Below are 22,899 nucleotides of genomic sequence, written 5' to 3'. Positions count from 1 at the left end.
CATGAAATTACACATTCTTTTTTTCATCGGTTTTATTAGCTGTTTGCCACTGTATGGTCAAAAAACTATAGATAAACTTTTAGATAAACACAATCAAAACAACATCCCTTATTTATATGTTGATTCGCTTGCGAAGCATTATAACAAATTTGTGCTTTTAGACTCTAGAGAACAAAAGGAGTACCAAGTTAGCCATCTTGAAAATGCTATATTTGTTGGCTATTATTTTTTTAGTATAGATTCTGTGATTCAAAAAGTACCAGACAAGCAAACGGAAATTGTCGTGTATTGCTCCTTGGGTATGCGTTCTGAAAAAATAGCTAACGAACTTAAACAGGCAGGTTACACCCATGTAAACAATCTTTACGGCGGTATTTTTCAATGGAAGAATAACGACTACCCTGTTTACAACAAGCAAAATAAAAAAACCGACAGCATCCATACCTATTCAAAATCATGGCGCAAATGGTTAAAAAATGGTATAAAAGTTTATGAATAAAGCACTCGTAATTGTTTTTGTTAAAAACGCTAAACCAGGCAAAGTAAAAACCCGATTGGCCAAAACTATTGGAAACGAAAAAGCTGTTGAGATTTACCAAGCTTTGTTAGAAATCACAGAAAAAGCCACTGAAAACATTTTGGCTGATGTTTCCATACATTATTCTGAATTTATAGACAACAGCCTATGGAAAGGAGCTCATAAAACCACCCAACAAGGTCAAGATTTAGGTGATCGCATGAAAAACGCCTTCGAAAACGCCTTTAAACAAGGCTACCAACGCGTAGTTTTAATAGGTTCTGATTTACCGAGTTTAACAAAGGAGCTCCTAAACAATGCCTTAGAAAATCTTCTTAAAACTGAGGTTGTTTTTGGCCCCGCACAAGATGGCGGCTATTATCTTGTTGGTCTAAGTAAAATGCATGCGTGCATCTTCGAAAACAAACCTTGGAGTCAAACGCAGTTACTTGAAGAGACTCTACAAGAACTATCAGAAAAAAACATTTCTGTTTCCAAGCTAGAAACTTTAAATGATATTGACACTTTCGAAGACTTAAAACCGCATCAGCAACTTTTAAAGCTGCTTTCTTCAGAAAAGTAAAACATTAAAGTTCACTTATTAAAACAAAAACTTAGGCTAATTCACAAATAGTGATATGTTCACACGTTATCTATGCTGTAAAATTTATATCTTTATTTGCTTATAAATTAATTTAACTAACATAAACTCCCTTATTCGTATATGAAATTACCAACCTTCCAGAAGTTTACAACCAAACTCATGGTATTGGGTTGTCTTGGACTTAGTTCGCTTGTAACTGCTCAGGACTTACCCATTGAAAAAATTAAATCTCAAATTGAAGCTTACAAAAAAGATGTTAGAGGGCCATACCACCGCATAAAATGGTATTGCGACGATGGCACGATGCGCGAACCTAAAGATCCTTGTCCAGATAATATTGGAGGTATTCAACATGCCAGCCTTAAAACTGACGTTGAAAAGCTAGGCAAAGATCATCATATATATTTTTCCAATATTCTTGCTCAAAATGAAAACGAAGCCTTTTGGGATGAAGCACACAACAACAGCCGATTAAAACAATACCAACTGGTAAAGTTTTTGCAGAATGCAGATGACGGCTGGATTTACAGACGCGGACGATTTTATCGTGGGGCTATGCAATCGGAAGACGAACAGAATTGGGGCTTGGAGTTTTACGAATGGCTATTAAAAAGCAACCAACGCACCATAGGCCATTTCTTTTTATTAAAGCAATCTTTAACAGATATTCCGCATTCAGGAGATACCAATTTGGCTCAAAAAATGCGTAGCGAATCAAAAGTTCTAGGTAACGAGGTACCTTCGTTTATGAAGCTTAGAATTAAAATTCATGGAAATCCAGAAAAAAGAGATATCGCTTCAGTAAAAGACTATGTATCTAAACACAATTCGACACTTTCTGCAAACCAAAAAAAGGAGTTCAATACGTTGATAAACACCATGGAGGACTACTACAAACCTCTTGATATCAAGGACATTAAAAACCTAACGAATAAACTTTCTTCAACACATAAATCTAAAATCACTGAGTTATTAAATGCTTACAGCGAAACCGCTTCTGCTAAAGATCAAATTTCTGCATTAGGCTCTGTTTTGATGTATATTAGAAAACACTTTGATGCTTTAAGTTCGGCCAAAGACAAACTTTATGCCTTAAATATTTCTAATAAAATTGAAAAAACAGTTTTCCAAACTTCACAAGAATGGCAACCAAGCCACCTAAGTGACATGCTTGAAAAAATAGATTATTTAAGCTACATCGCCGCTGCAACTGGACTTATTGAACTTTGGGAATACGACAAAGCCAATCACAATTTAACTTTATACAAAGACAAAAATCACTTAACCATTGCCGAGTTAAATGATGTTTTAGGCACCTCTAGAAGTATTGTAGAGTGGAGTGCTGGTATGGTAAAAGCGGTTTATAGTGAAACTGTTGAAACTTACTCGCAGTTTGAGCCTAAAGCTTATGGTTTTATTGATGATAGAATTCGTTCTTCCATAGCCTTAGATTTAGGAAATAGCGTGGCTATTTTAGGTAAATATATCTCTGAAAAATCATCCATTAAAAATGAAGTGATTGGTGTTTCTAAACCAGCTACCATTAGAGGGTTAAACCCTGGTTATGCCTATGGTGAATTGGTAGTAGTAGAAGGATCTATAGAAAACATCGACTTTTCAAAAGATAAAATTTATGTATTTAACAGACCGCCTTCAGGCTTAAAACCTGTAGCTGGTATCATGACAGTTTCTGAAGGAAACTTGGTTTCACACGTACAGTTACTAGCAAGAAACCTAGGTGTTCCTAATGCGGCACTTTCGCAGGGTAACCTAGATGATTTGGCAAAATACAACGGTAAAAAAGTATTCTATGCTGTTTCTACAAAAGGGAATGTTATTTTAAAAACGGAAAAACAAATGACTTCCGAAGAAAAAGCCCTTTTCAGTAAAGTGGAACGCAGCACCAATAAAATTACAGTTCCTGTAGATCGCATTCAACTTGATCAAACCGATATTTTAAACATGCGCGAGGTGGATGCTTCCGATTCAGGAAAACTTTGCGGACCAAAAGCAGCTAACTTATCACAATTAAAACACATGTTTCCTGATCACGTTGTTGAAGGCTTTGTAATTCCTTTTGGAATTTTCAGAAAACATCTTGACAACCCTATGAAGGGACAAAATATGACCTACTGGGAATATTTAAAACAAACGTATCAAGAATGTGAAAACATGAAAAAGGCTAACAAAACTGAAAATGAAGTGGAAGCTTATCAGTTTAGTCGCCTAAGTGTTTTAAGAACGGCCATCATTAACATGGATTTAAACCGTGATTTTATTGCCCAGTTACGTGAGCATTTCAAAAAAGCATTTAACAAGCCTATTGGAGAAACTCCTGTGTTTTTACGAAGTGACACCAATATGGAAGACTTAAAAGAGTTTACCGGTGCTGGACTAAACTTAACCTTATTTAATGTACTTACTGAAAAGAACATTATTGATGGCATAAAACAAGTTTGGGCCTCACCATATATGGAAAGAAGTTTAAAATGGCGTCAAAAATATTTACTTAACCCAGAATATGTTTTCCCTTCAATTCTTGTTATCCCAGGTGTAAACGTAGATTATTCTGGCGTAGTAGTAACGACTGGAATTAATGCTGGTGGTAAAAATGATTTAACCATAGCCTTTAGTAAAGGTGCTGGTGGTGCTGTTGATGGGCAATCGGCAGAAACAAGAATGGTTGCGAGTCATTCGAACCAATTATTATCCCCTTCAAGAGAACCAAGCTTTTTAAGCTTACCAAAAACAGGCGGTACCAAACGTGAATACACCACCTTTGAAGCGCCTATCTTATCTGAGAAAAACATGCAATCTGTTAGAGACATGGTGGCTCAGGTTCGTAAAAAAATGCCTGAACAAACTGGCTCGGACTATAGAGGTCCTTACGATATGGAAATGGGATTCAAAGATGATAAACTTTGGTTATTTCAAATTCGACCTTTTGTAGAAAACAAAAAAGCTTCTAGTTCGGAGTATCTAAAATCAATCACACCAAAAATTGATTACAAACAACACGTTGATCTAAATTCAAAAATTTAAAACCATGCAAAAACTTTTATTTTTAGGCCTTGGCTTATCTCTTGGCTTTTTAAGCCTAATTTACCCTATTGACGGTTACGAATCGACAGGAATAGCCCGTTTACTCTATGTGCAAAAAGCCGTAAATAGTGAAAAAGGCTATAGCCGAATTCCTAAAGGAGCGCTTTTAAAACTTGAAGATATTAAACTCAATTTAGTATCCTGTAACGGCGAATCTGTAGAAGATATGCTTGTTGAAGACAAGGCGTTTTCGAATGAAATTCAAAAAGTGATTCCTCACGGTAATTACTCCCTTACCGCTTTAGATATAACCGATCCCAGCAATCTAAAATATGCCGCATACAACGAGAACCGTGGCTATCAGCCAGGAAGTGTGGGTAAACTTGTTGTTTTGAACGCCTTCTTTTCAGAATTAAAAAAAATATATCCAGATTCATGGGATAAAAGAACCGAATTAATGCGTGATAAACGCGTCGCTTCTGGAATTTTCGGAACTGGAGATCATCATACGATTCCGGTTTATGACATTGAAAAAGATCGTCAAGTAAAACGTAAAGTGGTTGCTAGTGATGTGTTTTCACTTTACGAATGGTTGGATCATATGGTTTCTGTAAGTAATAATGGTGCAGCTACTGTTGTTTTTAGAGAGGTGATGTTAATGAATCACTTTGGAAAAGATTACCCTAAACTTACCGATGAAGAAGCTTTAAACTATTTTAAAGAAAACCGTCATGACACCCTAACCAACCGTGCTCATCGTGTTATTAATCAACCATTAAGAGATATTGGAATTAGTGAAGACGAATGGAAATTAGGTGGTATGTTTACCCATGCTTCGGCAAAATATGTAGGCAGAAAAGGTGGAAGTAGCGCCACTCCTAAAGGATTAATGAAATTTTTAGTTGCCTTAGAGCAGGGTAACATTCACGACAAAGAAAGTAGCTTAGAAATGAAGCGCCTTATTTATTTAACAGATAGACGTATTCGTTATGCGCAATCGCCAAAGCTAAAAGAAGCGGCTGTTTACTTTAAATCTGGTAGTTTCTATAAATGTGATCGTGCAAAAAACCCGAGTTGTGGCGACTACCAAGGAAACGTTTTTAATTATATGAATTCGGTTATTATCGTGGAACACCCTAACGGCAAAAAATATATGGTTTGTTTAATGACCAATGTATTAAATAAAAATTCGGCCTGGGAACACCTTAATTTAGCTAATAAAATTGACGAGATTATAAACCCTGAGGTTTAATCTCGTCGTAGCATGTTTTACAAGATTAGTAGAGATTGCAGACTAAAACCTTCGATGCTCATACTAACAGAAAAACATCATAAAAAACCAAGTTATCAGCCTTGAGTTAAAACTTAAGTTAGATTAAGACTTATTGGCTTCTAAAATCTGCAACGCCTTAGAACAAATAACGTCATCTTTATGATGGGTTAATTGTTTTAAGGCGTTTTTAAATGGCTTAATATCATCTAGATGAACCACCAAATTTAACACCGCCTTTTTCACGTCAATAGTTCCATCCTTTAATAGCTTATTGATACAGTTTGTAGCACTTCCTAAGGCTTCTGTTACCTCAGCAAGCCCATTGATTTCTTGTTCTTGTATAAAATGATGCTCTATTATGGGCATTAAATCGGACTTCAAACCAACGCTTAGTAAGTTGTCTAAAAATTCAATAGAATTCACTTTAACACTTTCCGATTCGTCTCTTAACCCAAAATAAGCGATTTCCATATCGTCTTCACTTAGTACTAAAGCTAGCACTTCGAAAACCACATTCATACTACAGTCTAATTCCAGGCGTAATAAGCCAATTAGCTGTTCTAAACTAATTTCTAATTCGGCATTATTAGGATTTGACACTAATGTAGACTCCTGAAGTATATTTACAATGGCCAAATGTTCTAGGTAATACCCACACTCACTAAGTACGGTTTGGGTAACACGCTCCTTATCTATTTTAATACCACCCTCTTTAAAATGCAAATCAACCATAGTTTTAGCGGCTTCATGTCTAATAAACGGATCACTAGAAAGCGCTAATCTCATTAAAACTTTTAAAGAGTCTTGTGTTCTAATAGACGCTATCGCTTTAGGGAAATGCTTTCTTATATTAATATCGAAAGAATTATATACATCATGTTCTATAATGTATTTAGGTACATCATTTCCAAAGTTTTTTAATGCGGTAACTACAGCCGGCCTAATGGCATCAATTTTCAATAAATCTAAAAGAGTTCCTATAAAAGGTTTATACAGTGATACCCCAGCTCCCTTAACAGCATGCTTCAACAAATAATAGTTATCCGACTTTAAATAGTCCGTAATAAAATCAAAAAACTTGGGGTTACGAGCATAACCAATGGTAACTAAAAACTCGGCAATTTCTTCTTGAGTATGTTCAATATCAGGATTTTTTATGGCGATAATTCGTTTATCAATACGTTCAAACAAATTATAATTTTTAACCAATTTCTTATTGTCAATCGCTAATTCCGCCAAACATAATAAAGCGGCATCTGCTATATATGGTTTCTTATGATCCAAATATTTCTTGAACAGCTTATCTTCATCAATATGGGTATGCAACAGCAGGTATTCCATGGCTTCATAAACCACCTCGGCATCATCATTAGTTTCAATAAGTTGAGCGACTTTATCCGCGGCAGCGCCATGTTTAAAGAAATAAATTTCTTTTATGGCTGCAGCTTTCACTTCATTGGATGGATGATCTAGGAGCTTCTCGATATGAGGCTTATGCACATCGACAATGGTATCGCCTAGGCTTTCTAACAAGGAAATAATTTCTTGATCGGTTCCTTTATTAAGGATTTTTATAACCGAGGCATGAAGCGATTTTTTAGTGCTTCGCAAACCATCTATATCATGACTCCCTATGGCACTTAAAATATTCTTTTTGAAGGTATCGAAATAAGCTCCTTTTAGTTGATAGATTAAAATGATCCAAACAAACAAAAAGAATAAAATAATGACAGTGATGTAATGCGAATGCAAATCTAATTTCTTTACAACAAAAATAAGTAAGCAACCTGCTATACCCGTAGCGATATTATCGACCACCACATCAATAAACGATTTTGCTTGTTTTTTGTCTTCGTAAGGAATTGGCATAATAGATAGCTCGACAGCGGCCTTATTAATGGACTGTTTAAAGCTACCATCCATACCTTTTAGTAGGATAAGCACCCATAATTCTGGAAAGATCAGGAATAATAAACAACCTGCTGCGATCCCCAAGGGAAGTAACAATAAATTAGAGGTAACCCCTAGCCATGCTAAAAGTCGGTTGGTTAAAAACAGTTGAATAACCAATGACAACACGTTAAACGTAGAGAACCAAAAGCCGAAAAACGACGCCAACTCATCGGGGTCTGATATTTTTATTTGAGCAAAATCACTAAACTGATAATCGACCAATTTAGCCATGATTACCGATACACCAACCGTTAGTGCCAAGTAGGTTAAATGTTTTGAGCTTGAAATAAGTTTTAATGCAGAATGGTGTTTTTTTGGTGTCGGTTTTTGAGTTTTACCGGTTTCTGTATCGGTAGTATTATGCAATCTATGGTTCCATACCCACATGATAATAGGAATACAAAATAACAACAATATGGAAGCTAACAGAATAACATAAATACTCCCAAAAGTTTGAGATAAAATGGTTGTTAAATACCCACCAACAATACCACCAATAATAGCTCCTGCTCCAATTAAACCAAACAAGCGTTTAGCCTCCCTAGCGTTATATATCATGTTGGCGATAATCCAAAATTGAGAGGTTACCACCACACCAAAAATAGCCACACTTAAATAATAGGCATATAGAATAAAATCGTTACTTAAATTATTATATAAGATATAGGCTAGTAAAAAAAAGCATAAACTAAAACTGACTAAAGAGACTATGGCGATATTTTTTATGCTAAAAAACTGTAAAGATTTATCATAAAAAAAGGCCGTTATAACCGCGGTAAAGGCCACTAAAAGATAGGCTTTAGGCAATTCTTCGGCACCTAAATGGGATAAAAATAAGGCATTTATTGTAGGCTTAACCAAAAGCAGCACTGTAATCACTAGAAAGATATACAGCTGCATGAACATGGATATCTTAAATTCACCTTCTCGAATATGAAAGGTTTTCTGAAACAGTCTTTTTACCATGTTATGCTAGTTTATTTTGAACAATTTAAGGTTTTCGAATTTTTTAAAACTTTTTCTACAGGCTTAACTAGATTTCTAACAATTTGTTCCCCTCTAGGATCTTCTATTAAAGCCACTAAAATATACCTTCTTTCAGGCCCCCAAACGAGTACTGAATCGGAATGATAATTTTTCCATGATCCCGATTTACGATATAGTTTAGCATTAGGTGCAATATCTCGAAGAGTATACACAAATTTATGCCCCAATTCTGGGTCTTTTAATATTTCTAACATTTCGGCAGAACGCTGAAAGCTTATAAGTTTACCAAAAACCAGATGGTAATAAAAATTTGCTGCTTGATATGGGGTCGCTGCATGACTTAACCCTTTAATAGGATCTGGATAGCGCTTTCCTGCTGCTGCATACCGTTTTCCTACCCATAATCCGCCTCCTGTCCCTGGATCATATAAAGAGTTTCCCGCTTTACGTAATACCGCTTCAATTTTTTTATAACCTACCAAATCAATCATTCTGGTTGACGCAGCGTTGTTAGACTTGGCAATCATGAGTTTTAAATCCTTACGGATTTCTGGAGAGTCTTTAACCTCTCCTTTGTCGATGGCGTCCATAACCGCATATAAGACTGCTATTTTGGGTAAACTGGCCGCATACACCATGTTATCTCCATTAATCCCAGCATACTTCATGTCGTGATGACTTAAATCGACCACAGCAATAGACATTTTCTTATTGGCTATAAGTGATTTCCATTTTGCATTTCTAGACAGTTCGGCTTTTAAATTCTTCTCTAGAGCCTTACATTTGTTTGTTTTTAATTCTGGCAGTTTGGAGATTTTAATTGGCAACACTTGTTGACCAAAACTCATAGAAACCGTTAGAAAAAAAAACAAGAATAGTGCGTATGTAGTTTTTGAAATTTTCAAAACCATATGGTAAGCTTTTAAATTAAGATGTCAAGTTTTAGTAAAAGGCACCTATAACAAATATAAAACAAAAATATGGCTGAAGGTTTAAGCAAACTATAAAACCGTTATTTAAAATAGATCCTGTATCAAAACCATTAAAAAATTCTAATTTCAGCTTCTTTTGAAACCTATAAAAACACAATTATGATTAATCAGATAGAAAAAACAACCGAATATTTAATAGAAAAAGGATTTGACAAACCAGAAATCGGCATCATACTAGGTACTGGCTTAGGACAGCTGATTAACCACATTAACATCATTAAGGAAATAAGTTATAACCACATCCCCTATTTTCCAACTGCGACTGTTGAGTTCCATAAAGGAAAATTAATTTATGGTGAACTAGAAGACAAGAAAGTTATAGTCATGCAAGGCCGATTCCATTTATATGAAGGCTACACGCTTCAAGATGTGACTTACCCAGTACGCATTATGGAAAAACTAGGCATTCAAACCTTATTAGTTTCCAACGCGGCCGGAGCTATTAATTTAGACTTTAAAAAAGGGGACATTATGCTTATCGAAGACCACATCAATTTACAAGGCAGTTCACCTCTTGCTTTTAATGGGGTAGAAAAAATGGGCGAACGTTTTGTTGATATGAGCGCTCCTTATGATGCAGAAATAAACACCAAATTTAAAGACATTGCCAAAGTAAAAAACATCACATTACATTCTGGAGTCTACGCTAGTGTTGTTGGTCCGCAATTAGAAACACGCGCCGAATATCGCATGCTTAAAATTATAGGTGCTGATGCCGTTGGAATGAGTACGGTTCCAGAAATTATTGTGGCCAATCATTTAAAATTAAAAGTGGCTGCTGTGTCAGTTTTAACCGATGAATGCGACCCAGACCACTTAGAACCTGTAAATATTGAAGACATCATCGCCATGGCACATAAAGCCGAACCAGATATGATCACCCTATTTAAAGAGCTAATAAAGAGTCTTTAGGAACTCGTTGACCTTTGACTATTGACACTTGACAAAAAAACCATTAAAAAAATGAGCTATTTAGACACTACACACAACGTTTATAAAGAAGCCGCATTAACCCCAGATGTAGGTTTATGCTGCACCACTAACCCTATTTGGGAATTACCGGGATTAAAAATCCCCAAAATCATGCAGGAGATGAATTACGGTTGTGGTTCTACGGTTCATGCGCGCGATTTATCTAACAACCCCAAAATGCTTTATGTTGGCGTTGGAGGCGGTATGGAATTATTACAATTCGCCTATTTTAACCGTCAGAAAAATGGTGTTATAGGTGTTGATGTCGTTGATGAAATGCTTGAAGCTTCTAGGAAAAACTTTATTGAAGCTGAAGCCGAAAACCCTTGGTTTAAAAGTGAATTTGTAGCTCTGAAAAAAGGAGACGCCATGAATCTTCCTGTTGAAGATAATAGCATAGACGTTGCAGCACAAAACTGCTTGTTTAATATTTTTAAAGCTGAAGATTTAAAGCAAGCCATTGCTGAAATGTATCGCGTTTTAAAACCACATGGCAAACTGGTAATGAGCGACCCTACTTGCGAACAACCTATGAATGATACCTTACGTAACGACGAGCGCTTGCGTGCCCTATGTTTAAGCGGAAGTTTGCCCATTAACGAATACGTAAAAGCACTTACCGATGCTGGCTTTGGCACCATTGAAATTCGTGCTAGAAAACCTTACCGAATTCTCGATCCTAAAAATTACCCAACCGACGAATTAATCTATATCGAATCGATTGAAGTAGCCGCTATAAAAGACCCAATGCCAGAAGATGGCCCATGTGTTTTCACAGGAAAAGCCGCTATTTATTACGGTGAATCCGATTATTTTGATGACAAAAAAGGCCATGTTTTACTTAAAAATCAGCCTTTAGCCGTTTGTGATAAAACCGCTGCCGCTTTAGCTAATTTAAATAGAGATGATATTTTTATTAGTCCGTCGACTTTTCATTATGATGGTGGTGGATGTTGTTAATTCCTGCGTAGACCCTTAAGGTTTTAAAAACCTGAAGGGTCTCTAATTATTCTAATAAATTTTAGAACCGAAAAAATGCAAATAGAAAAACTTGTATCAGGACATTATTATCACATATACAATCGCGGAAATAACGGACAAAATATTTTCTTTGAAGATATTAATTACACTTATTTTTTAGATTTAATCAAAAAACACCTCATTCCTGATTTTAAAATTTTAACCTATTGCCTTTTACCAAATCATTTTCATCTCTTATTAAAGATAAATGAAGATTGTCCTCGGCCTTCCCAAAAACTATCAAATTTATTCAATGCCTACACGAAAGCAATCAATAAAAAATACAATAGAACAGGAAGCCTCCTAGAAAAGCCTTTCAAAAGAATATGCGTTTCAAATGAAGATTATCTTAGAACACTGATTTTATACATTCACTTGAATCCTGAAAATCACCAAATCCATAACAATTTTAGCACCTATAAACATTCTTCTTATCAAGCTTTAATATCACAAGGCAAAACAAGCATAGAACGAGAAGAAGTCATTAATTTATTTGATGAATCAGTTAATTTTAAAGAAACTCATCAACAAAAAAAAGTTATTATAAATATTGAAAATGAAAATTTAATTCTTGAGTAAAGACCCTTCAGGTTTTAAAAACCTGAAGGGTCTAGAAACCACTCAAAAAAACCATAAACGAATTATTAACACAAAGATTCCCGCCTTCGCGGAAACTGGATGGAAAAATACATTAACATCATAAAAAACGCCTATACTGGCTATTGGAATTACTTAAAACAAGAAGTATTTTTTCCGAGCCACTGGTACAATTATTTTTATGGTTTAATTATAATTTCATTAATTGTTTGGGGTTTGGAAATCTTGTTTCCTTGGCGTAAAAACCAATCGATTTTCAGGAAAGATTTTTGGTTGGATACGTTTTATATGTTCTTCAATTTCTTCCTCTTAAACCTTATTATTTTAATAGCCTTATCCAATACGGCAGCCGAAATCCTGAACGACCTTTTGGGGACTTTTGGGCTATCCCTTTCCAGTTTTCAAATTTTCGATGTAAACCAATTACCAACCTGGTTAGGCTTATTAATTTTCTTTCTGGTTTCCGATTTTATTCAATGGAATACCCATCGCCTACTACACCGTGTCCCATGGTTATGGAATTTTCATAAAGTACATCATTCGGTTAAAGAAATGGGCTTTGCAGCACATTTGCGATACCATTGGATGGAACCCATTGTATATAAATCGTTACTATATATTCCGTTGGCAGTTATAGGAAACTACAGTTCCAAGGATGTTGCTTTTGTATATTTTTTCAGTATTGTTATTGGACACTTAAATCACGCCAATCTGGGCTGGGACTATGGTGTTTTAAAATACATTTTGAACAACCCCAAAATGCACATTTGGCATCATGCGAAATCCTTACCAAAACATTTAAAATATGGTATGAACTACGGACTCACCTTAAGCATTTGGGACTATCTTTTTAAAACCAAGTACTTACCACATAGCGGAAAAGATATTGAGCTGGGTTTTGAAGGTGATGAAAATTTCCCAAAAGACTTTATCAATCAAGAGCTTTACATAAGCGATTCTTCATTACAAAAAACAAAAAAATAAGCGTATGAAATGGTTCACTTTTTTGGCTTGTTTAGCATCAACAATGGCTTGTTTTTCTTTACAAACCCCAGATATACCCTCTAAAACAAACACGCTTTTAACCGAAAATCAAAATACTTTCGATCATGGTTTATGGCATGATTTACTTCAAAAACATGTATCAAACCAAGGTAAAGTCAATTATAAAGGTTTTATAAAGGATAAAAAAATATTACAAGATTACATCAACCAACTTGGTAAAAACACAGCTCAACCGGAATGGAGTCGCGAAGAAAAACTAGCCTATTGGATAAATGCTTACAATGCTTTGACCATAGATCTTATTATTAGAAACTACCCTATTGAAAGCATTAAAGACATTAAACATCCGTGGAAACAAAAACTATGGACGCTGGGTGGAGATACTTACAACCTTCATGATATTGAACATAAAATCTTAAGAAAAATGGATGAGCCACGTATACATTTCGCGATTGTGTGTGCCGCAGTATCGTGTCCGAAACTCCAAAACAGTGCCTTTACAGCTTCTAAACTAGAGCTTCAGCTAAATCAAGCGGCTACAGATTTCCTTAATGATTCAACGAAGAACAGCATTTCAGAAAACGACTTAGAACTTTCAAAAATATTCCAGTGGTTTACAAACGATTTCAAACAAAGCGGCACGTTAATCGATTTTATAAACCACTATACAACTGTACCCATTTCCGCGAAAGCGAAAATTCAATTTAAAAGCTATATTTGGAAACTCAATGAGTAAACAAATTTCGATAATAATTCCGGCTTTAAATGAAGCACCTTTTATCCAGAAGCTATTAAGTCTCCTTTTAGAAAACGCTTCCGCGGAAAATATTGCTGAAATTATAGTGGTTGATGGTGGTAGCACCGATGAAACCCCAAAGCTAGTTTCGGCATTTACTCATGAAAAAATACGCTTATTAAATTCTGAAAAAGGCCGTGCCAAGCAGATGAATTTTGGAGCCAAACACGCAACCGGTGATATTCTTTATTTTCTACACGCCGATTCTTTTCCGCCTAAAAACTTCGACCAACTAATCATAAATGAAGTAGAGAAAGGCCATGCAGCAGGCTGTTTTAGAATGCAATTTGACAGCAACCATTGGTGGTTACAATTGGCAGGTTGGCTCACCCAGTTTAACTGGCGGGCTTGTCGTGGCGGCGACCAAAGTCAGTTTATCACAAAATCCCTTTTTTATGAGATTGGTGGCTATGATGAAAATTATATCATTTACGAAGACAACATCTTGATTAATGAACTCTTTGCTAGAAAGCAGTTTGTGGTGATTAATAAACCGTTGCAAACATCGGCTCGTTGCTATAAAAAACATGGCGTTTGGAAACTTCAATATTTGTATTGGACCATTTATGTGAAAAAGTGGTTTGGTGCTTCTGCCCAAGATTTACACGATTATTACAAAAAACATGTAAATGTTAAAACGTAATAAATTTCCTTAATAAAAAATTAAATGTTACAAATGTGTTTATTATTCGTTATACATTTATAAAAACGAATTTCATGAAACATCTTTATATTTTATTTTTTATAGGTCCTTTTTATTTACAAGCCCAAGAAGCGATACAGGCTAAAATTTTAGACTCGGTTTCGAAAAAACCCATTCCATACGCTACAATTTCTGTAAACGAAAAAGCGGGCGTTATTAGTAATGAAAACGGCGATTTTCTGCTGTATTTAAATGAAAAACCATCGAAAACCGATTCCTTAAAAATCAGGTCTCTTGGTTATGAAACAAAACAGTATTTGATTGAAGGTTTTCAAGATGCCATCATTCTTTTAAGTGAAAAATCTATCGAACTCGAAGAAGTTTTGGTGTCTAATAAAAATTATTCTGCCGAGGAAATCATTGAAAAAATAAACGAAAACTTAGAAAGTAATTACAACCACAACCCTATAAAAAGCAGACTTTTTTATCGAGCTTCTAATTTTAATCATATTTTAAAAAACGACGTCGAAATTAAAAAATCAAGCATTCCCGAACTCAACCAACAATTTGTAGACAGCGTATTATCTGACTTACCTAAAAACGCCGATGATTATACCGAAATCTTAGCCGACATCTATGGTAAATCTGGGATTAAAAGCGAGCAGAAATTAGACATTATTAAAGCCTCCCATTTATACGACAAAAGCAATGAGGTGACTTTTGAGGCTTACGAAGAAAAGTTTAATAACATTTTAAAAAAACATATAAAACGCGATTCTTACTTTAAAATAAAATCTGGCTTTTTTGGAACTAAAAGCGATATGGACACAACCTTTTTTGATACCATTGACAACGACCAAGTTTCCAAAACAGACGCCATGCTAGAAGCAGAAAAGAAAAAAGAAAAAGAGCGTAAAGAAAACTTTTTGAAACATAGAAAATCTGCAATATCCGACTTACAGCGCGAAAGCTTTATTTTTGAAGACAGCGATTTTAACTTTCTTAGCAAATCCAACCGTTACGAATTTAAACTAGAAGATTACAGCTTTTTAAATGACAATTTCGTTTATAAAATACGATTTAACCCCAAACGCAGCGAAGACTACAAAGGTGTTATTTATGTAAATGTTGACGATTTTGCCATTGTACGTTTAGATTATGAAAATGTAAAACCTTTGAAAAAATTTAATTTACTAGGCATTTCATACAGACATTACCTTAAAAAAGGCACCATCATTTACGCCAAAAACAGCGAAGGCTCTTACGATTTAAAATACGCCGATAGAGAAGACGGCTCCACTTTCGAGATCGAGCGTCCGTTAAAAATCATTGAAAAAAACAAGAACACGAAAGGCCGAAGAAAACAAAATGAATTGTCTACTGATGTGCATTTTGAGGTTGCCAATATCGAAAAAAGTGAGTTAATTATTTTTGATAACGATGCACTCACAACTGCAGATTTTGATGCCTTTACCGAAAAACCAAAAGTAAAACCAGTGTACTTGCCTGCTTACGACCCCGAATTTTGGAAAGGCTATAATGTTATTGAGCCTAACCAAGCTATTAAGGACTTTAAGAGTATAGAATAAGCCTAACTCTTATTTCTACCAGGTTCATCTGGATATAAATCGGGTAAGTTATCACTTTGATAAAACGCCTTAGTATCGATATTTAAAGCTGTTACTTTACCTTTAAAAGCGGCCCCTGTGTCGATATTCCAAACATTCAGTACATTCATAGGAACATCAACACCGAAATTTGTAGTAGGCGTGTGTCCGATATAAATCTCTTTGTAAAGTTTTAATCGTTTAGGGAAAATAGCATCGTCTTCAGGAATATCGGTCTTCATGGTAAGTGCCATTTCCCAAAGGGTACGATCTAGGTAAAAGTATTCCGGATTAATTTCGGCTTCTACACCTTTAACAGAGGTAAATCCAGCATGAAGAAACAATCTGTTTTCATCATCTAAATGATACAAAGGCATGTTTTCAAAAAAGTTTAAGTGAATCTGTTTCTCTTCATCTGAAAACCCTTCGTAGCTTTCCATAGTTTCTTTACCACCGTGCATGTACCAAACAGGATTCACCTCTCCAGAACGCAACCATGCTTCAGTCCAAACATCATGATTTCCTTTTATGCATACACATGTTACTTTTTCGGAAAGTTCGACTAAAAGCTGAATAACTTGAGCGGCTTCACTCCAACCATCAACATAATCGCCAACAAAAATAAGTTTATCTTCATCTTTAACTTCAACTTTATTTAACACTTGAGTTAAGGCTCTTAATCCGCCGTGAATATCTCCAATAGCAATGGTACGCTTCATGATTATCTGTTTTCAGCAAAACTAACAGTTTCTTTTTAAAATATTAAATGGAAAGGTTAAGGAAATATTATAATTCCCGTTCTAAGTAAATAGTTTAACGCTTGATTTTTTTCAATGATGAAGAAACGAACCAAAAAAAAATCTCATTTATCAATTTAAACCAGTTCTAAATTGAAGTCCACTTTTAAGTTATTACCTTTAACTACGACCCATAAATCAACTTTAGCATACTAGAGTACGCTTTAAAAGTTTCAAAACACAAAAAACAAGCATTTTTTATCCATGGAAGAACATGTTGTAATTATAGGAAATGGCATAGCGGGCGTTACGGCGGCTAGGCATATTCGTAAATTTTCTAATAAGAAGATTACCATCATTTCTTCGGAAACCGAATATTTTTTCTCCAGAACTGCACTAATGTACATTTATATGGGCCACATGACCTTTGAGCATACACAGCCTTATGAAAATTGGTTTTGGGAGAAAAACCGCATAGCATTAAAAAAGGCTTTTGTTGAAAAGGTTGAAAGCGACACAAAAACGCTTTATTTTGAAAATGGCGAAACTCTAAATTACGATAAACTCATTATAGCCACCGGTAGCAAGCCCAATAAATTTGGTTGGCCAGGGCAAGACTTGGAAGGCGTTATGGGCCTGTATCACAAACAAGATTTAGACCTTTTAGAAAAATATGCTCCCGATAATCAATCCTGTAAAAGGGCCGTTATTGTTGGAGGCGGTTTAATAGGCATTGAACTTGCAGAAATGCTAAATTCTCGAAACATCCCTGTTACTTTTTTAGTGCGAGAGCAAAGTTTCTGGAACGGTATTTTACCGCAAGGTGAAAGTGACATGATTAATCGTCACATTAAAAATCACCATATCGATTTACGCCTTGGCACAAACTTAAAGGAAATTGTTTCTGATGAAAATAGCCAAGTTAAATCGGTAATTATTGAAGAAACGGGCGAAGAAATTCCTTGTAACGTTGTTGGACTTACCGCTGGTGTCTCTCCGAATATCGATTTTATTAAAGATTCTGATATTGAAACCAACAAAGGCATTAAAGTGAATCGTTTTTTAGAAACCAATATTCCTGATATTTATGCCATTGGCGATTGTGCCGAACAAATAGAACCCGTAGGCCAACGCCCTCCAGTTGAAGCGGTGTGGTACACAGGGCGTATGATGGGTGAAGCTTTAGCCCAAACCATTTGCGGAAATCGTATGGCTTACAATCCAGGACATTGGTTTAACTCGGCCAAATTTTTAGATATTGAATATCAAACGTATGGTTGGGTTCATGGCAAAAAAGGCAAACCAGATTACGAAAAGCATTTCCATTGGATACATGACGATGACACCAAATGCATCACGGTAGCTTATGATGAAAATACAAATCAATTTTTAGGCATCAATACTTTTGGTATTCGTATGCGACACGAAACTTTCGACAAATGGCTCACCGAAAAGCGAGATGTTCATTTTGTAATTAATCATTTAGCTGAAGCCAATTTCGACCCTGAATTTTATAAAACCTACGAAGGTGACATTCTTTCAGCTTATAACCAGACATTGCAAACTGTATAATATCCCTACATGAACGACAAACAACAACATAGCATTTCGTTAACTCCCTCGGAAACATTCAGCCTTTCTACCAAAGAAAAAATCGCCGTTTTTATAGGCGTTGTTGGGCTATTTATTTTAGCACTAGCGCTTTTTAACACCAATTTCCCTAATAAAACGTTGTTTTTAAGTCTGTCCTTGGGTTTAATCACTGCAGGCACCCTACTTTTTTCACACAGTTTATACACCACCAAATTGGAAGGAATAAAAAATGATGGTGTTTGGTTTAAGTCTTTAACCTCACGTGGTGTAAGTGCTTGGATTTTAGGCATCGTGTTAACAGGGTTTTATTTGGTGTTATACTTCTTTCCGCAGTATTTAGGACAAGGAAGTTCGGGAGAAGCTAATACAGGACTCATAGCGCTTTTCGATCCCTTAAGCTTTCTGTTAAGCGGTCGACCAGCGAGCCAATGGTTTGTTTATGGCGCCTTGTACACACTCGCTATTTTAATATTCGGTTATAAGTTTATTTTAAAATACCGTCATAATCGGTATCAACAACTACGTACGGTTTCCGTGATGTTTTTTCAGTTAGGCTTCGCCTTTTTGATTCCTGAATTTATGGCCCGATTAAACGAAAGGCCAGAATACAATTTACCTTACTATGATATAAAAAGTATGTGGCCGCTTAACTATTATTTATTTGACCGCTGGTCGGTAAACGGTTTTATAAATTCTGGAAACCTTGGGCTAGCACTTTTAATTTTTGGTATACTTTCCATATTTGTCATTTCGCCTTTTCTTACTTATAAATACGGAAAACGTTGGTACTGCTCATGGGTTTGTGGTTGCGGTGGATTAGCAGAAACTGCTGGGGATCCATTCAGACAATTAAGCAGTAAAAAATTATCAGCTTGGAAATTGGAACGCTGGTTAATTCATGTTGTTTTAGTCTTTTCGGTGATTATGACTACGGCTGTTATTTACAGTTATTTAGGTCATGACTCTACTAAATATTGGCTTACAAAATCTACTTTCCTAATAGGTGTTGGCGGCTTACTAACCCTAGTATTTGCGTTAACTATGATTTTTAAACGTCATGAATTGGGTAAAGACGCTAAATATGGAGCTTTAGGTTTCTTCGTTATTATCGCTGCGCTGTTTATCATGCATTACACTGGTACGAGTGAACGTCTGTTCTTTGTAAAATCTAGCGTTCTACGTTCTGCCTACGGCTTGTATATTGGATCTATTTTTTCGGGGGTCATAGGTACAGGCTTCTACCCTATTTTAGGAAACCGTGTTTGGTGCCGATTTGGTTGCCCGATGGCGGCTGTTTTAGGTTTTCAGCAGCGGATGTTCTCAAAATTTAGAATTACCACCAATGGCGGACAATGTATATCCTGCGGAAATTGCTCCACCTATTGTGAGATGGGTATCGATGTACGTGCCTATGCCCAAAAAGGCGAAAACATTGTACGTTCAAGTTGTGTGGGCTGCGGTATTTGTGCTGCGGTTTGCCCTAGAGGTGTTTTAAAACTTGAAAACGACAGCATGAAAGGGCGTATCAATTCTAATGATATTTTACTCGGGAATGATGTGGATTTGATGGATTATGTGAATGGTAAGTCATGCTAGTTGATTGTTACACTCGTGATTTTTGCAGCTACAATTATTATTACACGGAGATACACTGAGATACACAAAAACACACCAAGGAATTTCTTCTTAAACAGCTCTGCGAAAACTCTGTGAGTCTCTGTGTTAAACTTATCATTACACGAAGTTACACGGAGATACACAGAGGAGTTACTCCTTAAATAGCTCTGTGAAAACTCTGCGAAAACTCTGTGAGTCTCTGTGTTAAAACGATTATTACACGAAGTTGCACAGAGATACACAAAGATACACCGAGGAGTTACTCCTTAAATATCTCTGTGAAAACTTTGCGAATCTCTGTGAGTCTCTGTGTTAAAACTATTATTACACGAAGATACACAAAGACACACCGAGGAGCTTCTTCTTAAACAGCTCTGTAAAAACTTTGCGAAAACTCTGTGAGTCTCTGTGTTAAACTTATTATTACACGAAGTTGCACGGAGATACACAAAGACACACAGAGGAGTTTCTTCTTGAATATCTCTGTGAAAACTCTGTGAATCTCTGTGTTAAAACTATTATTATATGAAGTTGTACGGAGATACAAAATGACACACAGAGGAGTTTCTTCTTGAATAGCTCCGTGAATCCTTGCAAACCTAAGCTTCACTTACAAAATACCTTACAAAAAAAATCAACTAGAATTCAGGAATTTAACAAATAATTAAATTAAAAAATTACCTTTGCGGCAAACTTAACCCAAAACCCAAACCACAACCCTGCAAATGACTCATATTAAAGTCATTATTCCTGCGTACAATGAAGCTGACTCTATCGGCCTTGTTGTGAATGCTATTCCATCTTTAGTTGATGAAATTATTGTGGTAAGCAATAACTCTACGGATAATACTGAAATTAATGCAAAAAAGGCTGGAGCCACTGTATTAACAGAATCCAATAAAGGCTATGGATACGCCTGTTTAAAGGGCATGCAGTACATTGCAGAACAACCTACCAAACCAGATATTGTTGTTTTTTTAGATGGTGACTACAGCGATTACCCCGAAGAATTAAATAAAATTGTTGCACCAATTATCAATGACAATATTGATTTTGTTGTTGGTGCACGCGATAAAAACCTTAGAGAAAAAGGCGCTATGACCACGCCTCAAATTTTCGGAAACTGGCTAGCCACATCACTAATGAGCTTATTTTTCAATGCAAAATTCACCGACTTAGGTCCGTTTAGAGCCATTAAGTACGACAAACTATTGGCGCTCAACATGGAAGACAAAACTTATGGCTGGACGGTAGAAATGCAACTTAAAGCTTTGAAACACGATTTTTCATACACAGAAGTCCCTCTAAATTACAGAAATAGAATTGGTGTCTCAAAAGTGTCTGGTACGATAAAAGGTGCTATATTTGCAGGCGCAAAAATTCTTGGTTGGATTTTTAAATACAGTATAAAAAAATGATTTTAGAAACCTCAATAATAGTTATTTATAGTATTTCGTTACTGCTTATTTTTATGTATGCATTAGCTCAGCTAAATTTACTTTTTAATTATTTGTCATCAAAAAAGAAGGAAGACACGTCTCCTTTACTTGATTTATCAAATCCTGATGAGGTACCTTTCATTACCATCCAGCTGCCCGTTTACAACGAAATGTACGTGATGGAACGCTTACTTGACAACATTGTGGAACTTGAATATCCTAAAAACAAACTTGAAATTCAAGTTTTAGACGATTCTACTGATGAAACGGTTATTAGTACCAAAAAACAAATTGAAAGACTTCATGCTACTGGCATTGATATCACTCATATAACTCGTACAGACAGAAAAGGATTTAAGGCCGGAGCCCTAAAAGAAGGCTTAGAAATTGCTAAAGGGGATATTATTGCCATTTTTGATTCTGATTTTCTTCCTAAAAAAGACTGGTTAAAACGTACGGTGCCTTATTTTAAAGATGAAGCCATAGGTGTTGTACAAACACGTTGGGGGCACATCAACAGAAATTACTCTATCTTAACTAAAATACAAGCCTTTGCTTTAGATGCCCATTTTACTCTAGAGCAAGTAGGACGAAATAGTAAAGGACATTTTATCAACTTTAACGGTACCGCCGGATTATGGCGTAAAACCTGTATTATCGATGCAGGAAACTGGGAAGGAGATACTCTTACTGAAGACTTAGACTTAAGTTACCGTGCCCAATTAAAACACTGGAAATTTAAATATTTAGAAGACGTTGAAACCCCTGCAGAATTACCAATAGTTATTAGTGCAGCACGTTCGCAGCAATTTAGATGGAATAAAGGAGGCGCTGAAAACTTTAGAAAAATGTTAGGCCGAGTTATTAAAAACTCTGAAATTTCGTCTAAAACCAAAGTACACGGCTTACTACATTTACTTAATAGCACCATGTTTTTAAACGTGCTTATTGTTGGGATTTTAAGTATTCCTATGCTATACATAAAGAACGAATATGCCCACTTAAGACCTTACTTTTATGTGATGAGTTTCTTTGTGATGAGTACCATCATCTTTTTTATATGCTATTGGTTTATGTATAAAAACACTTATGGTAGCGGCTTTAAGAATTTCATACGATACATTGGTATGTTTTTCGTCTTTTTCTCGATAGCCATGGGCTTTTCATTACATAACTCCATTGCCGTTGTAGAAGGACATATTGGGAAAAAATCGGAATTTGTACGTACTCCAAAATTCAACATAAGTAAGTATAAGGATAGTTGGAAAAGCAATAAATATCTTGCCAAAAACCTTTCTATAAATGTGATTTTTGAAGGTTTATTAATGCTTTATTTCGCTTTTGGTATGTACAGTGCTTTTGTGGTAGGTAATCAAGGTGGTGACTTCGGATTATTTCCTTTTCACTTGATGCTTTTTATTGGTTTTGGCTATGTGTTCTTTAAATCTTTACGATCTAAAGTTTAGTACAACGCCTTTTCTGTGTATTAAAAAATTTGAATAGAA

Annotated in this window: 18 protein-coding genes; 15 read left to right on the top strand and 3 right to left on the bottom strand. The window is 35.6% G+C overall.

The window, feature by feature from the left end:
* Position 1: 1 nt before the first annotated feature.
* The 4 genes from JJL45_RS05020 (at position 2) to JJL45_RS05005 (ending at position 5,415) form a co-directional block, all read left to right on the top strand.
* Entirely contained in the window at positions 2-499 is a 498-nt protein-coding gene (locus JJL45_RS05020) for a rhodanese-like domain-containing protein (protein WP_068602785.1), read from the top strand.
* Complete coding sequence (locus JJL45_RS05015) at positions 492-1,100, top strand: TIGR04282 family arsenosugar biosynthesis glycosyltransferase (protein WP_068602786.1); 609 nt, start codon at positions 492-494, stop codon at positions 1,098-1,100. Before JJL45_RS05020 ends, JJL45_RS05015 begins: the two co-directional genes overlap by 8 nt.
* Before the next feature lie 141 nt (positions 1,101-1,241).
* Positions 1,242-4,163 (top strand): PEP/pyruvate-binding domain-containing protein, encoded by a 2,922-nt coding sequence (locus JJL45_RS05010; RefSeq protein ID WP_082935892.1) that lies wholly within the window; start codon positions 1,242-1,244, stop codon positions 4,161-4,163.
* 4 nt (positions 4,164-4,167) lie between these two features.
* Entirely contained in the window at positions 4,168-5,415 is a 1,248-nt protein-coding gene (locus JJL45_RS05005; RefSeq protein WP_068602787.1) for a serine hydrolase, read from the top strand.
* Positions 5,416-5,538: 123 nt separating this feature from the next.
* Here JJL45_RS05005 and JJL45_RS05000 read toward each other — a convergent pair whose 3' ends face one another.
* On the bottom strand, positions 5,539-8,355 hold the full coding sequence (locus JJL45_RS05000; RefSeq protein ID WP_068602788.1) for an Npt1/Npt2 family nucleotide transporter: 2,817 nt from the start codon (positions 8,353-8,355) through the stop codon (positions 5,539-5,541).
* A gap of 11 nt (positions 8,356-8,366) precedes the next feature.
* A complete protein-coding gene (locus JJL45_RS04995) occupies positions 8,367-9,224 on the bottom strand; it encodes a serine hydrolase (RefSeq protein WP_242521419.1) in 858 nt (285 codons plus the stop codon).
* Between the two features lie 243 nt (positions 9,225-9,467).
* Here JJL45_RS04995 and JJL45_RS04990 point away from each other — a divergent pair, with 243 nt between their 5' ends.
* The 7 genes from JJL45_RS04990 (at position 9,468) to JJL45_RS04960 (ending at position 15,990) form a co-directional block, all read left to right on the top strand.
* The gene (locus JJL45_RS04990; protein WP_068602790.1) at positions 9,468-10,280 is read left to right on the top strand and encodes a purine-nucleoside phosphorylase; all 813 of its coding nucleotides are present in this window, start codon (positions 9,468-9,470) and stop codon (positions 10,278-10,280) included.
* Between the two features lie 51 nt (positions 10,281-10,331).
* Entirely contained in the window at positions 10,332-11,300 is a 969-nt protein-coding gene (gene arsM, locus JJL45_RS04985) for an arsenosugar biosynthesis arsenite methyltransferase ArsM (protein ID WP_068602821.1), read from the top strand.
* 75 nt (positions 11,301-11,375) lie between these two features.
* On the top strand, positions 11,376-11,939 hold the full coding sequence (locus JJL45_RS04980; RefSeq protein ID WP_068602791.1) for a transposase: 564 nt from the start codon (positions 11,376-11,378) through the stop codon (positions 11,937-11,939).
* 99 nt (positions 11,940-12,038) lie between these two features.
* On the top strand, positions 12,039-12,941 hold the full coding sequence (locus JJL45_RS04975) for a sterol desaturase family protein (protein ID WP_068602792.1): 903 nt from the start codon (positions 12,039-12,041) through the stop codon (positions 12,939-12,941).
* 4 nt (positions 12,942-12,945) lie between these two features.
* Positions 12,946-13,698 (top strand): DUF547 domain-containing protein, encoded by a 753-nt coding sequence (locus tag JJL45_RS04970; protein WP_068602793.1) that lies wholly within the window; start codon positions 12,946-12,948, stop codon positions 13,696-13,698.
* Positions 13,691-14,401, top strand: coding sequence for a TIGR04283 family arsenosugar biosynthesis glycosyltransferase (locus tag JJL45_RS04965; protein WP_068602794.1), 711 nt, complete (start codon positions 13,691-13,693; stop codon positions 14,399-14,401). Before JJL45_RS04970 ends, JJL45_RS04965 begins: the two co-directional genes overlap by 8 nt.
* Positions 14,402-14,475: 74 nt before the next feature.
* Positions 14,476-15,990: a carboxypeptidase-like regulatory domain-containing protein gene (locus JJL45_RS04960; RefSeq protein ID WP_068602795.1), complete on the top strand. Its 1,515-nt coding sequence runs from the start codon at positions 14,476-14,478 to the stop codon at positions 15,988-15,990.
* 2 nt (positions 15,991-15,992) lie between these two features.
* On the opposite strand, the gene JJL45_RS04955 is transcribed toward JJL45_RS04960, so the two are convergent.
* Positions 15,993-16,727 (bottom strand): metallophosphoesterase family protein, encoded by a 735-nt coding sequence (locus tag JJL45_RS04955; protein ID WP_067147203.1) that lies wholly within the window; start codon positions 16,725-16,727, stop codon positions 15,993-15,995.
* A gap of 282 nt (positions 16,728-17,009) precedes the next feature.
* Between JJL45_RS04955 and JJL45_RS04950 the strand changes: the two genes are divergently transcribed.
* The 4 genes from JJL45_RS04950 to JJL45_RS04935 all read left to right on the top strand — a co-directional run bounded on the left by JJL45_RS04950 (position 17,010) and on the right by JJL45_RS04935 (position 22,860).
* A complete protein-coding gene (locus JJL45_RS04950) occupies positions 17,010-18,317 on the top strand; it encodes an NAD(P)/FAD-dependent oxidoreductase (protein WP_202664336.1) in 1,308 nt (435 codons plus the stop codon).
* Between the two features lie 9 nt (positions 18,318-18,326).
* Positions 18,327-19,934: a 4Fe-4S binding protein gene (locus JJL45_RS04945; protein ID WP_202664335.1), complete on the top strand. Its 1,608-nt coding sequence runs from the start codon at positions 18,327-18,329 to the stop codon at positions 19,932-19,934.
* 746 nt (positions 19,935-20,680) lie between these two features.
* Positions 20,681-21,373, top strand: a complete 693-nt coding sequence (locus JJL45_RS04940; protein ID WP_068602798.1) for a glycosyltransferase family 2 protein — start codon at positions 20,681-20,683, stop codon at positions 21,371-21,373.
* Positions 21,370-22,860 (top strand): cellulose synthase family protein, encoded by a 1,491-nt coding sequence (locus JJL45_RS04935; RefSeq protein WP_068602799.1) that lies wholly within the window; start codon positions 21,370-21,372, stop codon positions 22,858-22,860. Before JJL45_RS04940 ends, JJL45_RS04935 begins: the two co-directional genes overlap by 4 nt.
* Positions 22,861-22,899 lie beyond the last annotated feature (39 nt).

The sequence above is a fragment of the Tamlana sp. s12 genome (genome assembly GCF_016767215.1).
Classification (GTDB): domain Bacteria; phylum Bacteroidota; class Bacteroidia; order Flavobacteriales; family Flavobacteriaceae; genus Pseudotamlana; species Pseudotamlana agarivorans.
This window is presented reverse-complemented; position numbering and strand designations above follow the sequence as displayed.